This is a genomic window from Burkholderia sp. PAMC 26561, assembly GCF_001557535.2.
In the GTDB taxonomy this organism is placed as follows: Bacteria; Pseudomonadota; Gammaproteobacteria; order Burkholderiales; family Burkholderiaceae; genus Caballeronia.
On record NZ_CP014309.1, the window covers coordinates 603,791 to 619,196 of the forward strand.

The 15,406-nt window shown below is 58.7% G+C and carries 13 protein-coding genes and 1 pseudogene; 6 read left to right on the plus strand and 8 right to left on the minus strand.

The window, feature by feature from the left end:
* Window positions 1-65: 65 nt before the first annotated feature.
* The 5 genes and pseudogenes from AXG89_RS29530 to AXG89_RS29550 all read right to left on the minus strand — a co-directional run bounded on the left by AXG89_RS29530 (window position 66) and on the right by AXG89_RS29550 (window position 4,627).
* Window positions 66-1,469: a sensor histidine kinase gene (locus tag AXG89_RS29530; RefSeq protein WP_062173240.1), complete on the minus strand. Its 1,404-nt coding sequence runs from the start codon at window positions 1,467-1,469 to the stop codon at window positions 66-68.
* The gene (locus AXG89_RS29535; protein WP_062173238.1) at window positions 1,445-2,107 is read right to left on the minus strand and encodes a response regulator transcription factor; all 663 of its coding nucleotides are present in this window, start codon (window positions 2,105-2,107) and stop codon (window positions 1,445-1,447) included. Before AXG89_RS29535 ends, AXG89_RS29530 begins: the two co-directional genes overlap by 25 nt.
* The gene (locus AXG89_RS29540; RefSeq protein WP_062173236.1) at window positions 2,104-2,565 is read right to left on the minus strand and encodes a hypothetical protein; all 462 of its coding nucleotides are present in this window, start codon (window positions 2,563-2,565) and stop codon (window positions 2,104-2,106) included. Before AXG89_RS29540 ends, AXG89_RS29535 begins: the two co-directional genes overlap by 4 nt.
* A 309-nt stretch (window positions 2,566-2,874) precedes the next feature.
* Window positions 2,875-4,001: pseudogene (locus AXG89_RS29545) on the minus strand (VIT1/CCC1 transporter family protein).
* Window positions 4,002-4,138: 137 nt separating this feature from the next.
* Window positions 4,139-4,627 (minus strand): cytochrome b, encoded by a 489-nt coding sequence (locus AXG89_RS29550; protein WP_335671989.1) that lies wholly within the window; start codon window positions 4,625-4,627, stop codon window positions 4,139-4,141.
* 390 nt (window positions 4,628-5,017) lie between these two features.
* Between AXG89_RS29550 and hpnI (AXG89_RS29555) the strand changes: the two genes are divergently transcribed.
* The gene (hpnI, locus tag AXG89_RS29555) at window positions 5,018-6,235 is read left to right on the plus strand and encodes a bacteriohopanetetrol glucosamine biosynthesis glycosyltransferase HpnI (RefSeq protein WP_062174066.1); all 1,218 of its coding nucleotides are present in this window, start codon (window positions 5,018-5,020) and stop codon (window positions 6,233-6,235) included.
* Between the two features lie 36 nt (window positions 6,236-6,271).
* Window positions 6,272-7,153, plus strand: a complete 882-nt coding sequence (gene hpnK / locus AXG89_RS29560; protein WP_062174064.1) for a hopanoid biosynthesis-associated protein HpnK — start codon at window positions 6,272-6,274, stop codon at window positions 7,151-7,153.
* Window position 7,154: 1 nt separating this feature from the next.
* On the opposite strand, the gene AXG89_RS29565 is transcribed toward hpnK, so the two are convergent.
* From AXG89_RS29565 to hpnJ, 3 genes are read right to left on the minus strand one after another with little or no spacing between them, the layout of a single operon-like run.
* Window positions 7,155-8,168, minus strand: coding sequence for a lysylphosphatidylglycerol synthase domain-containing protein (locus tag AXG89_RS29565; RefSeq protein WP_082771650.1), 1,014 nt, complete (start codon window positions 8,166-8,168; stop codon window positions 7,155-7,157).
* 5 nt (window positions 8,169-8,173) lie between these two features.
* Window positions 8,174-9,409, minus strand: a complete 1,236-nt coding sequence (hpnI, locus tag AXG89_RS29570; protein ID WP_082771590.1) for a bacteriohopanetetrol glucosamine biosynthesis glycosyltransferase HpnI — start codon at window positions 9,407-9,409, stop codon at window positions 8,174-8,176.
* 31 nt (window positions 9,410-9,440) lie between these two features.
* Window positions 9,441-10,862, minus strand: coding sequence for a hopanoid biosynthesis associated radical SAM protein HpnJ (gene hpnJ, locus AXG89_RS29575; protein WP_062173230.1), 1,422 nt, complete (start codon window positions 10,860-10,862; stop codon window positions 9,441-9,443).
* A 519-nt stretch (window positions 10,863-11,381) separates the two neighbouring features.
* Between hpnJ and AXG89_RS29580 the strand changes: the two genes are divergently transcribed.
* Genes AXG89_RS29580 through AXG89_RS29595 form a run of 4 tightly spaced genes read left to right on the plus strand, consistent with a single transcriptional unit; the run spans window position 11,382 to window position 15,252 of the window.
* Complete coding sequence (locus AXG89_RS29580; RefSeq protein ID WP_236873541.1) at window positions 11,382-12,575, plus strand: LarC family nickel insertion protein; 1,194 nt, start codon at window positions 11,382-11,384, stop codon at window positions 12,573-12,575.
* A gap of 18 nt (window positions 12,576-12,593) precedes the next feature.
* Complete coding sequence (locus AXG89_RS29585) at window positions 12,594-13,406, plus strand: ATP-binding protein (RefSeq protein ID WP_062173227.1); 813 nt, start codon at window positions 12,594-12,596, stop codon at window positions 13,404-13,406.
* Window positions 13,403-14,125, plus strand: coding sequence for a nickel pincer cofactor biosynthesis protein LarB (gene larB, locus AXG89_RS29590; protein WP_069638433.1), 723 nt, complete (start codon window positions 13,403-13,405; stop codon window positions 14,123-14,125). Before AXG89_RS29585 ends, larB begins: the two co-directional genes overlap by 4 nt.
* Window positions 14,122-15,252: an aldo/keto reductase gene (locus tag AXG89_RS29595; protein ID WP_062173225.1), complete on the plus strand. Its 1,131-nt coding sequence runs from the start codon at window positions 14,122-14,124 to the stop codon at window positions 15,250-15,252. Before larB ends, AXG89_RS29595 begins: the two co-directional genes overlap by 4 nt.
* Window positions 15,253-15,406: the final 154 nt, after the last annotated feature.

The window sequence follows — 15,406 nt, forward strand, 5'->3', positions numbered from 1 at the left end:
GCTGCGCTCAGAATAGAGACGAAAGCTGTTTCGGCCACATTCCGCAAAAGCGTGACGGTCTGAATTTATGCGACGAGCTCCCGGCTCATCGGGCGTTTATACGCTGCTTCAACCGGTTCAGCGGGTTGGTCCATTCTCGGAAAAGTCAATGTGACGCGAAGGCCGCCGCGCTCACTCCAGACTGCGTCTCCTAGCGCAAGTGATGCGCCTATCCGGGTCGCGATCGTCTGCACAATTGACAACCCAAGCCCAGACCCGCTTTGCCCCGAGCCAAGCACACGATAAAATCGGTCGAACACCCGCGCGCGTTCTTCCTCGGGAATGCCCGGACCGTTGTCTTCGACAACGATCGACGTACGACCGTCCTTCGTATGCACCGACAAGTCCACGCGCCCGCCCGCCGGCGTATAGCGGATTGCGTTATCGACGAGGTTCTTTAGCACCGTGCCCAGGTCTGCTTCATTGGCGGGGACCCAAACGTCTGAATCTCCGGTCACGCCAATATCGATCTGGCGCGCCTGCGCAAGTGGAATCAGGTCTTCGAGCACGCGGCGAAATGCCGGCGCGACCGGGCTGAGATTCGCCTCAATGCCGTCGCCCTCCTGCGCGTGCGCGAGCGTCAGCAACTGCTCGACGAGCGCGCGCGTGCGCGTGAGGCCATTGCTCAAGGCAGTAAAGCGTTCGCGCGCCTGCGTCGACATTTCCGACACATCCAGCCGCTCTGCCTGCAGCAAAAGCACAGTAAGCGGCGAGCGCAATTCATGCGCTGCGTCGGCTACGAAACGCCGCTGAAGCGCAACCGACTGGGCAACGCGCGCGAGCATGCGGTTATTGGCAACAAGAAATGGCACGATCTCGGCCGGAAGCTGCGGGTCGCCGGTAACCCGTATTTCTGAAAGATCGTGATCAGGACGGGCATCGAGTTCGGCGGCAAGCCGCGCGAGGGGCTTAAACATATGCCTGACCAACAGGAAGACGACGCCGACCAGCACCGGCGCCAGTAAAAGAAACGGAATTAGCGTAGCGACCGCACTGTTGCGTGCGATTTCGTTTCTATCGGAGGTCTGCTGGCCAACGGCTACGCGGGTACCCGGCGCCAGTGTGCGGACCACAACGCGCCATTCGCGGTTGCCGAGAGTCAGCGTCCTCATGCCATCAGACAGCGTAGGGGGCAAGTCGAGCAGGCGCTGCGTGTTGACTTTGCCTAGCTTTTGCACTACGACCTTCGCCTCCGGCTCGAACTCCGGCACATAATGCACGGAGCCTTCCGCCATGGATTCCACATTTTCCGCCGTGACGAGCGTAGCCACTTCCTTGAGTTGCTGATCCTGGATCTCGTTGGCTTCGTGGAACGCGGCCTTGAACGAAAAAATGCCTGCCGCGACGGCACTCAAAAGAACGGCAGTTGCGAGCCACATGGACAAGCGCAACTGGAGCGACTGCCCTACCCGCCTTTCGATACCATCCATCCGACACCCCTGACGTTTTTGATCGTATCGCTGCCGAGTTTTCGTCGCAGCGAGTGAATCAGAAATTCAACTGCATTGCTTTCAACCTCTTCGTTCCAGCCATAAATGCCGTCTTCGAGCTCGGTACGCGACAGGATCGCACCAGGGCGGATCATCAACGCATGCAGCAGCGCAAATTCGCGCCCGGAAAGCCTTAAGGATATTCCTGGCGACGATGCTTCGTGCGTGGCAGGATCCAGCGATATGATGCCATTGGTCAGCACAGGCGCGGCGACACCGGCACGGCGACGCACAATCGCTCTCAAGCGCGCGAGCACTTCGGACATTTCGAAAGGTTTTAGGACGTAGTCATCGGCGCCGCTATCCAGGCCGCGAATACGGTCGGCAACCGCGTCGCGTGCGGTGATGATCAGGACAGGTATGGCATTGTTGCTGGCACGAATGGCGCTCAGAACGTTCATGCCGTCGACCTTCGGTAAGCCAAGGTCGAGCAGGACGGCTTCGTAGGAGTGAACCTTGATTGCGCTTAGCGCCTGCTGTCCGTCGCGCACCCAGTCGACCCCGCATGACGCGTCCTTCAACGCGTCCCTGACCACCTCGCCGATCATCCAATCGTCTTCAACCAATAGCACTCTCATCGGTTATCCCAGAACGCGCGACACATGCTGATTGCCGCCATTCCGACGTGCCGCATCTTCAGCATACGCTCACCTGCGGTGTGGACCTCGCGCAGATCGCTGGCAAGCCGATCGAACAACGTGCTCAGTGCGGACGGCGAAGACGTCGTCAAATTCGCGACCGTAAGGTTATCGAAGAAATCGCGCATGCTGACTCGAGCGTGCGCCGTCGCAATGACAAAACCAGTTGCGTCTTCGGGTACACTTTTTACCGCGCTATTGGCGGCGGCATCCACGCGTCTCAAGATATGCTCGACATACGAACGGTTGTAAGCCGCAGCGAAAACAGCGCGTTCGCCCGCTGGCCCGCTTACAGCGCACAACGCTTGTCGCGCGAGTGCTTCTGCAGCATCGAATGCATCCGTGGTTTCTCGGATGCGATCGGCCAAATGCGCGCCTATTGCTCTACGCGTGCGCATGGCCTCCTGTGCAGGAATTGCGACGCCAAGCAAAATCCCCGCGACAGCTCCCACCCTATCCAGCCAACCGTTTGACATGACGCCCTACCTTCGAACCTGTTGAAACATTGTGCTTTCATCGTGCCGCCGCGAGACGCGTCGGCGGGATATGGGTGGACCGGCCTATCTCACCGCGACAGTCGGGGTTTGTATTTATTTGTCAGCCCCCCCACTTCAAAGCCGGCCTACGCTTCATCATAGGTTCAGAAGGCGTTACAACAATTAGCAGGGGCTTACATAGCATGCGAAAAGCATCCGGGTCAGTTGATCTCACGACATCGATACACCCAGCAACTTGCCCACACCGAACGTAAACCCTGCGGCCACCATCCCGATCAGAATCTGCCTTACTGCTGAATACACCGCCCCTCGGCCATTGAAAAGCGACGTGAACACGCCTATGGCAGCCAATCCCACGCTGCTGAGCACGATGCACTGGATAATCCCGCTCACGCCATGCGCCCAGACGAACGGCAGTGCGGGAAACACCGCACCAATCGAAAACAGAAAGAACGAAACAAGACCGGCAGTCCAGGGGTTGCCGCCCAATTCAGCTGGGTCGAGTCCGAGTTCTTCGCGGGTCAATGTATCGAGCGCCTTATCCTTGTCGCGCATGATTTGCGCTGCGACGCGACGCGCTTCTGCCGCGTCGAGCCCCTTCGACTGATAGATCAGCGCGAGTTCGTGTCGCTCGGCGTCGGGCGTGTGTTCGAGTTCGTCGGCTTCTCTCGCGATCTGGGTACGCGCGAGTTCGCGTGCGTTCGTGACCGACAGCCATTCCCCAAGCGCCATGGAACACGCGCCGGCCACGAGTCCGGCAAACGCAGTCAGCAAAATGGTTCTGGCAGGTGCGCCCGCCCCAGCAACGCCCATGATCAGGCAAAAATTCGACACTAGTCCGTCGTTCGCGCCAAGCACGGCCGCGCGCAAATCGTTTCCCGGCATTACCCCCGGATGCCACGACTCAGCCGATGCGATTTGTTTGCCACGCGACTGTCCGGGCGCCCCGCGATTAGCAACCTCCTGCACGATGCCCGCATGACGATGCTCTCCTCCGACATACCCGCGGCATCCGGCTGACCGGCGTATTTGTCCCGATCGGCGTATTCCGACGCTGCGACCGTCTTGAGCACGAAGTTCCGGCCGAACACACGCACGAGCGCACGCATCATTTGCGTCTTGACGCTTGCCCGATGCGTACTCACATTCACGCCGTTGGCGCGCAATTTCTCGGACCAGACGCGCGCGTGGTCGCGCTCCGATGCAGCCAATTCTGCATAAACCTGCTTGCGTTCGCTATCGCGCTCGGCGCCGGCAAGTGTCTCGTAGAGCGCGGCGCTGTCGAGTTCATCGGATAAGTTGCTGCGAAATCGTTTGAGCTCGGATTTCGATGCCATGCTGCGTCTCCGCATTTTGCGTGAATGAACGATTCGCACAATAACGTTCACGTATGCAACGAGACGCTATAACCCTTGGACCGCGGTTGAGTGCGATGCAACTATTTCTCATCCCGCAATTGGCGGCTTGCTAAGCGCTATTCACGCGATGTGGGGAGCATGCGCCGAAGCGTGGCATCACGGAGAACAAAGTGATGAAAAAGTGCAGCCGCCGCATGCAGTCCAACAAGCGCGAGCAGAACCCAGGCAAAAACCTTATGCCAGTCGCCAAGCAAATGTCCGAATGGCGATCCTTCTGGTGTCAAGGCCGGCAACGGCAACAGCGTGCCCAGAAAGCTCGGCCACCCTCTGGATGAAGCGTTGGCCCATCCCATCAGCGGCAGTGCGATCAGCAAAAGATAAAGAGCCCAGTGGGTAAAGCGCGCAACCGTTGCTAGCGGACGGGGAATGCTTGGCAACTCGGGCGGTGCCGGATGGGTGAAGCGCCAGACAATTCGCACGGCCACCAGCAGCAAGATCAGGATGCCCACCGACAAATGCCACGCAATCAGCCCGACCGGCTGGGTGCCATGATGCACATCGGGCATGGTCCACGCAATCGCGAATTGGCCCGCAAGAAGAAGCACGGTTGCCCAATGAAAAAAACGTGCAGGGCTGCTATACGCAGACGGTATGGTTAGGGAGTCCTGCCGCATATGTGTATGTCCTTAAAGGTTTGAATCGAGCAGCCTGAGCCCGGATACTTAGAAAATACTTAGTGGAAGCGAGGGTGTCTACATTTGCGCTTGAAGTACCAAAGTATCGGTCCATTTCGCGTAGCAATGCTTACGTTCATGCAAACCTATGTAAGCGCGCGCTAATTGTAATCGTTGAATGTCTATCTATGATCGGACGCAGCCAGGTTCAATCGAGGTGTTGGCGAGTCGCCTCACGACCTGATGACATCCCGGATTCCCGGTCATTCGTGCCTGCCGGTGCAAATGAGCGGGGCCCGCAACGATTTGACGGGGATCGCGATGACTTGGACGCCGCTGCCCGCGACGGAATGGATTCTGATTGCACTATGCTGTCTTTCGGCGTGCTACATCACCGTGGTTGCACTCGTTCGACACGGATACGCCCCTCCAATGGTGAATAGCGCCGTTCCGGCGAAGCCGCGACCGGTCAGCGTGCTTAAACCGTTATGTGGATTCGAGCCTCGCCTTTACGCGAACCTCGAAACTTTCTGCGAACAAACCCATCCCTGCTTTCAGCTCATTTTCGGTGTGTCTTCGCATAGCGACCCTGCTGTCGCAGTGGTGGAACGCTTGCGGGCCACCTATCCCGACGTCGACATCACGCTGGTTGTGGACGCAACACTCCACGGAGCGAACCACAAGGTCAGCAACCTGATCAACATGGAGCAGCACGCGCGCCATGAAGTGTTTGTCATGGCCGACAGCGACATCGCGGTTCAGCCGGATTACCTGGTGAAAGTCACTGCACCGCTTGAACAACCGGGCGTCGGCATTGTGACCTGCCTGTATCGCGCGCGCCGGGTCGGAAACTTCTGGACGCGCCTGGGTGCGCTTTTTATCGATGAATGGTTTGTGCCGTCCGTTTATCTCGCCCATGCCACCGGTTCGCAGCGCTTTGGTTTCGGCGCGACGCTCGCCATGCGCCGGGAGACCCTGGATACTATTGGCGGATTGACGGCGGTGAAAAACTGCGTCGCCGACGACTATTCGATCGCTCACGAAATCCGCCAACGGGGGCTATGCACTTATTTGTCTGAAGTCGTTGTTTCGACGGACGTGACCGAGCGTGATTTCGTCTCGCTCTGGCAACGCGAGACCCGCTGGCTTCGCACGATCCGAACAGTTCATCCACTCGGCTTTGCATTTATTCTCATCTCGTTTGCATCTCCTTGGCTGCTGACGAGTTTCATTCTCGGCCTCGGTTATAACGCAAACGGCGGCTCGATCTCAGCAGGGATGGCAGACATGCTGGCGGACCTCTGCACGTCGTTCGGCGTCAGCGCGCGCGTCTTGTTGCACTGGCGCCGGGCGCGTGACTGGCGTGCGTTTCTGCGCGACTTGCCACTGATTCCCCTGCGCGACTTGCTCTTCTGGGCCGAGTGGGTAGTGGCGGCGTTCGGATCGCACGTGATGTGGCGCGGGAGCCGGATCCGCATTGACGAGAATGCTCCGGCCAAAAACCAGCCGGATGGTCCCGAAGCCTTTGATCGAACCTAGCATCGTGAAAAAAAAGTCCGCATGAAAACATTGCGCATGCCATTGGCCACCCGCCTCGCAAACACAAGCCGCGTATCGCGTGCGCTTATCATCACCGCCGACGACTTCGGCTTGCACCAACGCGTCAACGTCGCCGTGGAGCGTGCGCACAAAGAAGGCGTGCTAAGCGCGGCAAGCCTCATGGTCGGCGCAGATGCAGCGGCAGACGCCATCGAACGCGCGCGGCAGATGCCGGATCTGCGCGTGGGTTTGCATCTGGTCCTGGCGGACGGACAGGCAACCCTGGCGGCATCGGAGATACCCTCCTTGGTCAATCGCACCGGGCGCTTCGGCGACGCGATGGTCCGGGACGGCATACGGTTCTTCTTCCTGCCGCATGCACGCGCTCAGCTTGAACGCGAGATTCGCGCGCAATTCGAGGCGTTTGCTGCAACCGGCCTTGCGCTCGACCACGTGAACACCCACAAGCACTTTCACCTCCATCCGACAGTGCTTACGATCATCCTCAAGGTTGGCCGCGGGTTTGGCATGCGTGCAATGCGGCTTCCTCGCGAAAATAACATCCCTGCCGCGCTGGTTCCATGGATATCGCTGGTCAATGCGCGGCTCGACCGTCACGGCATTGCGCACAACGATCGGGTCATTGGTATCACCCAAAGCGGCCGGATGGACGAGGCAGCGCTGATCGAGGCGCTGGAACACTTGCACGATGGCGTCACAGAGATCTATTTGCACCCCGCAAGCGCCGATGAAAGCGCTGCGCCCGTAACGCCATCGATGGCCGGCTATCGCCCGGCCGATGAACTCGCCGCTTTGCTCTCACCGCGCGTGGCGGCAGCGGTGCGCACCACCGGCGCTTTGCGCGGCGGTTTCGCCGATGTCTTCGCACATGCCGAACGCGTCGCGCACAGGTCGTAAGTCAGGGACTGATGCGCGCGCCGGCGGGACGGCTTTCGGGGGGATAGGATGCGCCGGTTGCTTCGGCGACTTGCCACGCGACCAGTCCGGGCAGGAACATGATGAGGTCGCGGATGCGCCGTGAGCCCGCAAGCGCGAGACTTGTTGCCGGATCGAACCCCAATGCGCCACCGATCAGCACGAACCCGCCTTCCTGCACCCCGAGCGCGCCGGGTACGAAAAACGCAGCGCTGCTCACAGCCTGAATGAGCAGTTCCAGCACGACCGCTTTCCCGAAACCCGCCGTGACACCAAGAAAATGCAGCGCAAGCCATAACTCGAGTGCAGTCAGCAGGCACTGAACCGGCTGCCAGAAAAAGACATATCGGAGTATGACGCCGCGGCGGCGCCAAATCAGTTTCATCGATTGATCGATACGGCCAGAGTGCCCAACGAGTTCGGCAAGCTGACCGCCGCACATCCGGTTGACGAACCGTGCCATGCGTTCAAACGGACGCGCGTGCTGAACCAGTGCGAAGAGAATGAGAAATGGCGCGAGCACGGCCGCGCCAAGTGCGAGTTCGGCGGACAGTCGCAGCATGCTCGAACTCGACTGCGCCGCCAGATACCCGATGCTGCCAAGCGTGAACACGAGCTGGCTAATGACGGTCAACTGCATATCGACAATGATGCTCGCCGCTGCTGTCGCTGGGCGCAGCCCACGGCGCGCCATCAATCGGAACGACACGACTTCGCCGCCAATCCGCGCGACGGGCAGCATGCTGTTGACCGACTCGCGAATCCATACCAGGTGCAGCATGCGGCACAGCGCGGGCCGGTTTGCCCCGCGAATCAGCGTTTGCCAGTCGCGCGAGTTTGCGATCATGGGCAGCACATGCGCCATCGCCGCGATAGACAATCCCCACCCGGCCGTGCGCATGAGCGCGACCACCGCGCCGGGGTTCTCGTGCGCGACCAGCCATACCGCGGTGATCAATCCGGCGAGCGCCGCCGCGCCTCCCAAATAACGCTTCACCACATTCATTCCTCGGTGACCGGAACCAGCAAGCCATCCCGTCCCACCGTGAAATTGAAACCGCGCCACACCACACGCGATGAAACAAAACTCAGCAGGTAGACCGCGAACAGCACAATATCCCAGATCGGCAACAGCGCGATGCCCGCAGCCGGTCGTCTTAGCGCCTTGTTCATCTGAAGCTTGAGCGCAAGCCGCGCGATGATTGCCGTTCCGACGGTGGTCCACGCCCACATTGCGCCGCCCGACACCACCACACTCAGCAAGGCAAAGGCCAGCGGATGCGTCAGCACCGAACCCAGGTGTCCGGCAGGATCGATAGTACGGATCGTTCGGCTCCATCGCAACTCGTGCGCGACAAACTCGGCCGCGTTTTTTTCCACGCACGCATGGGTCACCGCAAATGCAGGCACGACGACTTTCTCCCCGGCAAGACGTACCGCCTCGCCAATGGCATGGTCTTCGGCAAGATGATGGACGAACTGCGAAAAGCCGCCAATTTTCTCGAGCGTAGCGCGGCGCATGGCGAGCGTCTGTCCGAAACACGGCCGCGCCATACCGGACGCCAGACCAAGTACAACGCCCGGCAGAAACTGATAATTGCTGGCATCGGCGGAAAGACTGCCCCAGAAACCGGCGTCGGGTTTCCCCCAGTACAAGCACGTTACAAGACCCACGCCAGGTTGATGCAGCTCCCCGAGCACGCGTCGTAGATAGTTCTGCTCCACAGCCACGTCGCTGTCCGCGAAGACAAGGATATCGTGACGGGCCTCGGGCAGCATGTTGAGGACGTTGCTCATCTTGCGGTTCGGCCCGTACAAGCGGGCGTCGGACACTACGGTGATGTCCGCATCCGGAAAAAGCCCGCGTACGTGGCGGACCACGTCGAGCGCAACGTCGCGCGAATCATGCACGCCGAACAGAAACTGGATAGGCCCCGGGTAGTCTTGCTCACAGAACGAAACGAGGTTTTGCATCAGCGCGAGTTCCGCGCCATGCAGCGGCTTTACGATGGTCACCGCGGGAAACGTCGTGGCCTCGACCACCGGCCGCGAGAAAAAGCGCCGCACGAGTAAGGTAGCGACTACGGTGTAGCTGACGCCGAAGACCACGCATGACGCGGTGATCCACATAGCGGGGCCCTGCACCCATTGCGCAAAATCGCCCGGAAGCAGATAGGCGAGCAATGCCGTCGAACAAAGGATCGCGACAACGCAGGCAATCCAGAGGGAATGCTTCATCGCCCAATGCCGAGCCGGGTTACACGAACCCTCATGCCTTGTGGGCTCTGAGGAAGCTGAAGAATTCAACGCCTTCGCGCAAGCGCCGACACATCATTTCCCAGCTCACCAGCATTTCCCGCACGATTTCCCAAATCTTCGATGGACGGAAATAGAAGCGCTTATAAAAGGTCTCAAGCCCGTGATAAATCTCGTCGCGCGACAGATGCGGATAGCCAATCGCCGCCAGCTGCACACCCTTTGAACTGACGAGGTTGATGACCTTGTTTTCCTGCATCCAGCCGTTTTCTATGGCTTGCTTATAAAGCGTCGTGCCCGGGTATGGCGCGGCAAGCGACACCTGGATGGTATGCGGGTTGATTTGCTTTGCGTATTCGATGGTCTTTTCGATTGTGTCGCGCGTCTCGCCTGGCAGGCCGAGGATGAACGTGCCGTGGATCTTGATGCCGAGCTTGCGACAGTCCTCACTGAACCGCCTCGCGATATCCGTGCGCAATCCTTTCTTGATGTTGAGAAGAATCTGGTCATCGCCTGATTCATAACCCACCAGTAAGAGGCGAAGACCATTTTCCTTCATGATCTTCAGCGTGGAAAAAGGGACGTTCGCTTTTGCGTTGCACGACCATGTCACGCCGAGCTTGCCGAGCCCCCGCGCAATCTCTTCAACGCGCGGCTTGAAGTCGGTGAAAGTGTCGTCGTCGAACATGATCTCCTTTACTTCAGGCATGTTGTCGCGAATCCACCTCACTTCATCCAGCACGTTATCAACCGACCGTGTGCGGTACCGGTGGCCGCCAACGGTCTGCGGCCACAAGCAGAACGTGCATTTTGACCGGCAGCCGCGACCGGTATAGATCGATACATACGGATGTTTCAAATATCCGATGAAATAATTTTTGATCTTCAGATCGCGTTTATAGATCGGCGCGACGAATGGCAGTTCGTCCATGTTTTCCAGTATTGGACGCGCTTCGTTGTGTTCAAGCGAACCATCCGCTGCGCGATAGCTCAGGCCCTGGATATTGGCCAAGGGAATACCCTGCGCAACATCGCGGCAAGTGAAATCGAATTCTTCCCGGCACACAAAGTCGATAGCATCGCTCGCCGCCAGCGAGTTGTGCGGATCGACTGCGACCTTCGCACCCACCATGCCGATGAAGACAGTCGGGTTCTTCCTTTTCAGGTCTTCGGCAAAGAGCGCGTCGGTGGGGAACGAGGGCGTGCTGGTATGGATGACAACGAGTTCATAGCCGGCTGCAATTTCAAGCGTATCTGCGACCGACAAACCGTCGGCGGGCGCATCGAGTACGCGGCTGTCCGGTACCAGCGCCGCGGGCTGCGCAAGCCACGTGGGATACCAGAATGATCGTACTTCCCGCTTGGCCTGATAGCGCGATCCGGCTCCGCCATCGAAACCATCGTACGAAGGCGCTTGCAGAAAAAGTGTTTTCATGAACACTCCGGGGTTACCGATGAAATGTTGGCTTGAAGCAATACGAAAGGGTTGTCTCCGCGCTATTCAGCATGACTGATTGATGCCATGCGAACGTCTGGCTTTCGGTCCGATTTGGGTAAGACTTAAGGCACCACCGGCTCTTAAACGCGCGGCTTCCTATGACAGGATACTTGAACAATTGCTGTACTAACTTAGCGAGACATTACGACTTTCACCAAACCGAAAGCTAGGGGTCGTGCCACATCGGATCGAGAAAGATCTCGGCTGAACCCTTAAGTTAAAAACTTGTCGGCAGGCCTCACCTCAATTTCATGTAGTGAAGGGTATCTGCGGCTTAAAGCACAGGTCAGGTTCGGTTTTCAATTGAACGCAATGGAAAAACGAAGGGCGATGTCCAAATTCTGGCACAGGAACAAACCATGCTATTGCAGTTCGTACGTTTCTCCTCCCTCGCTTTTTGCACAGACCAAACACATGAGAGTTCATCTCGACCTAGTTGGTGGAATAGCTGGCGATATGTTCATCGCAACCATGCTGAGTGCCTTCCCTGAACATGCAAGTGAAACGATTCGCGTTGTCGAGCGTATGTTCAGCGATAGAGGTGTCCAGTGCACTTTGCATCCGCACAACGATTCGATACTCAATGGTTTCACGTTCAGTGTGGAACTGGCAGGATCAGGCGGACGGCATCTCGCTTCCATACGTCATGAACATGCGCCCGGACACAGTCACGACCATGTGCACTGGAGTGATATTCGCGCGCGACTCCGGCAAGACCTGCCTGCGGCAATCGCCAAGCATGCGGTTAGCATCTTTGAGCTTCTCGCGCAAGCTGAAGGAAAGGTACATGGCGTCCCGCCGAGCGAGGTTGTGTTTCATGAGGTAGGCGCATGGGACTCGATTGCGGATATCGTCGGCGCGGCTTATCTGATCGATGTGATTAGTGCGAGCTGGACCGTCAGCGCCATCCCGATCGGTGGCGGCAGAATCAAGACTGCGCACGGAATCATGCCGGTTCCGGCTCCAGCTACCGCACTACTGCTCGAAGGTTTCGACATGGTGGACGACGGGGTCCCGGGAGAACGCGTCACACCGACCGGTGCGGCAATCCTCAAATACCTGTGTCGCGGCGAAGCTGCGACGAACCGGGTCTCAGGAAAATTGTCTCGCTCTGGACTCGGATTTGGCACGCGCAAACTCGATGGCATCAGCAACTGCGTTCGAGCGCTCGTGTTTGACGACACCAGATCTATAGCGCCAACGGGCGACACGCATCGCCAACTTGCTGTAATTGAATTCGAAGTTGACGATCAGAGCGCGGAGGATCTCGCAATGGGCCTTTCCCACCTGCGCGCGCACGAGCACATCTTCGACGTCGTGCAGTCTGCCGTGTTCGGAAAAAAAGGACGCATGGCGACATCGGTGCGGGTGCTGGCATCGCCGGGAGCGATAGACGCTGTGCTCGATGCCTGCTTCCGCGAAACCACCACCATTGGACTCCGATACCACCTAGTTCACGGAGCTGCCCTCGCGCGCCGGGCAGTCGAGGTGGACGTGGACGGCGAGCGCGTGCGGGTGAAAAGTGTCGAGCGGCCCGGCGGGATCTCTGCGAAAGCCGAGGCCGATGACGTCATGGCTCGGCAAGACCATGCTCAACGCATGGCGACACGCACGCGGGCCGTGCAAGCCGCATTAACCGACAAAGCCTGACTTACCTCAGAGGAAACCATGTTCGCTGCTTTGATCCAGATACTGGACTCGCTTGGAGATATCGCCGTCGCGGTCAGCGGCGGAGTCGACAGCATGACACTGTCCTGTGTCGCGCATCGCGCTGGGAAGCGCAACGGTGCCACCGTCAGGATGTTGCACGCGAGCTCGCCCGCTGTGCCCGCCGAAGCTACGGAGCGTGTCAGGCATGTCGCGGCGGTGGAAGGCTGGTCGCTATCCGTGATCGACGCCAATGAGTTCGGCAATGCGCACTACCGCGAGAATCCGGTCAATCGCTGCTTCTTCTGCAAGAGCCAGCTTTACTCCACCATTCAGGCGCAAACAAATGTACAGATCGTGTCGGGCGCGAACACGGACGATCTGGGTGAATATCGGCCGGGACTCGATGCGGCGCGTGAGCGCGACGTCCGGCATCCTTATATAGAAGCGGGTATCGACAAGGCCGGCGTACGGCGCATTGCCCGCGAAATGGGCCTGGAATCGATCGCCGACCTGCCGTCGTCCCCATGCTTGTCCAGCCGCATAGAAACGGGAATACGCATTGAAGCGCCATCACTTGAATTTGTTCATCGAGTCGAGAAGCTGGTTGCAGCGGCGCTCACAGCTGCCACGGTGCGATGCCGCGTGCGGGCGTTGAGCGTCGTTATCGAGCTAGACGACCAGAGTCTCGCAGCGCTGACGCCTTCGATAACCGCTCACCTGATCGCTGCGATCAAGGCAGAAGGTGAAGCAACAGGTCGGCCGCTCATGGGGTCGCCGCCATACTTCGCGCCCTATAAGGTTGGCAGCGCATTTCTGACGAGGCAGGCATGATTCAGGACGAAGTTAAACTGGATTTCAGGCGCGCCGAGCGGACCGGTTTGGAAGAAGCAGTCTATGGCGCAGGCAAGTCGCCCGCACAGATCGCGTTCATTGTGGAAGCAGCAGTCGAACGTGGAGCACGTCTGCTCATCACACGGCTGTCGCAGTCGCAATTTGATGCGATTCCCGAGACGGTACGCGGCTGCTTGGATTACTGCGCGGTGTCCTCCACCGCGCGAGCAGGCAGCGCGCTACCTCTGTCGAAGGCGTCACGCATTGCGCTGCTTGCAGCCGGTACATCGGACATTCCAGTCGCTAGGGAAGCTGAACGCACGCTTCACCACTATGGCGAAGACGCGACCCTCTTCGTGGATGTCGGTGTCGCCGGACTGTGGCGCCTGATGACGCGTATCGAAGCGATCAGCGAGTTCCCGGTCGTGATCGCGATTGCCGGAATGGACGCCGCGTTGCCGACAGTCGTCGGAGGGTTGATCAAAAGCGCCTTGATCGCGGTGCCGACGTCGGTAGGTTACGGCGTGGCGACAGGTGGGCGCACCGCACTCGACGCCATTCTCGCAACCTGTTCGCCGGGCATTTCAGTTGTGAATATCGACAATGGCTTTGGCGCTGCCTGCGCGGCAATACGCATTGTCAATGCCATCGACGCCGCCGTGCAGGCGGTTTCCACATCGCACGAATCCTCATTGATATCTCAGGAGAACCGGTCATGAAACGACGTACCTTCCTGCAAGGCACGGCAGCAGGCGCCGCGGCAGCCGCCGCTCATGGAACGGCCTCGGCGCAGGCCTCCCCGGCAGACATGTCGACCAACGCAGACGGAACTGTTGGTAACCTCGACCCGCGCATGCTACTTCGGGTCACCGATCCAGGCGAACGGCGCGGTGACATGTTGTACCGCACACTAGGGCGCACGGGTGAAAAGGTGTCTGCGATTGGGCTGGGCGGTTCGCACATAGGCAAGCCGCCAGTCGATGAAAAAATGGCGGTCAAGTTGATTCAGGCCGCGCTTGACCGCGGCATCAATTTCCTCGACAACTCGTGGGATTACAACGGCGGTCAAAGCGAGATTCGCATGGGCACCGCGCTTTCACAAGGCGGCTACAGGAACAAGGCATTCCTTATGACAAAGATAGACGGACGCACCAAGATGTCCGCGCAGCAACAACTTGACGAGTCGCTGCAACGTATGAAGGTTGATCATATTGACCTAGTGCAGTTTCACGAAATCCTCCGCTTCGACGATCCTGACCGCATCTTTGCAAAAGATGGCGCGCTCGAAGCGCTGGTGGCCGCCAAGCAGGCCGGCAAGGTTCGGTACATCGGCTTTACGGGTCACAAGGACCCACGCATACATCTCTACATGCTGGCCACTGCGGCACGCCACGGTTTCCAGTTTGACACGGTCCAGATGCCCCTCAATGTCATGGACGCGCACTTTCGCAGTTTTGGACATCTGGTGGTTCCTGAACTTGTTAAACAACAAATTGGCGTGCTGGGCATGAAGACTTTCGGCGACAGTGTGATCCTAAAAAGCGGCTTGTCGCTTACGCCTCTGGACATGCTTCATTTCTCCTTGAATATGCCGACTTCGGTGGTCATCACTGGCATCGACAATGAAAAAGTACTGAATCAGGCCTTCGAAGCTACGCGTACATTCAAGCCAATGAGTGCAGACCAAGTGGCAGCCATGGCCGATCAGACAAGGCAACTGGCAATGGAAGGTAAGTACGAGCTATTTAAAACATCAAACTATTTTGATACGACTGCCAAGCACCCCGACTTTCTCGGTGGACTGACGCCCGGAGTTGAAGACCTCGCGCCGGGCCCTGCGACCTGATGCGCCGGTTGTGCAAAAGCGCCCTGCCCCACCGCTGACTTTCCCCGATGGCGCCGGGTGCGGTCCTCTTAACGCTCCGACTCATTCGATCGAGGCTCGCAAGTGCCCATGCCTAAACCCTACGCATTATTGCCCGATGGCTTCGGCGCTTCGA

Bases quoted from the DNA above. Each gene is read 5' to 3' on its own strand.
- hpnI (WP_062174066.1), top strand. From the start codon at position 5,018: ATGACTTGGACGCCGCTGCCCGCGACGGAATGGATTCTGATTGCACTA.
- AXG89_RS29540 (WP_062173236.1), bottom strand. From the start codon at position 2,565: ATGCGCACGCGTAGAGCAATAGGCGCGCATTTGGCCGATCGCATCCGA.
- AXG89_RS29530 (WP_062173240.1), bottom strand. From the start codon at position 1,469: ATGGATGGTATCGAAAGGCGGGTAGGGCAGTCGCTCCAGTTGCGCTTG.
- AXG89_RS29595 (WP_062173225.1), top strand. From the start codon at position 14,122: ATGAAACGACGTACCTTCCTGCAAGGCACGGCAGCAGGCGCCGCGGCA.
- AXG89_RS29585 (WP_062173227.1), top strand. From the start codon at position 12,594: ATGTTCGCTGCTTTGATCCAGATACTGGACTCGCTTGGAGATATCGCC.
- AXG89_RS29535 (WP_062173238.1), bottom strand. From the start codon at position 2,107: ATGAGAGTGCTATTGGTTGAAGACGATTGGATGATCGGCGAGGTGGTC.
- hpnK (WP_062174064.1), top strand. From the start codon at position 6,272: ATGCCATTGGCCACCCGCCTCGCAAACACAAGCCGCGTATCGCGTGCG.
- hpnI (WP_082771590.1), bottom strand. From the start codon at position 9,409: ATGAAGCATTCCCTCTGGATTGCCTGCGTTGTCGCGATCCTTTGTTCG.
- hpnJ (WP_062173230.1), bottom strand. From the start codon at position 10,862: ATGAAAACACTTTTTCTGCAAGCGCCTTCGTACGATGGTTTCGATGGC.
- AXG89_RS29580 (WP_236873541.1), top strand. From the start codon at position 11,382: ATGTTCATCGCAACCATGCTGAGTGCCTTCCCTGAACATGCAAGTGAA.
- larB (WP_069638433.1), top strand. From the start codon at position 13,403: ATGATTCAGGACGAAGTTAAACTGGATTTCAGGCGCGCCGAGCGGACC.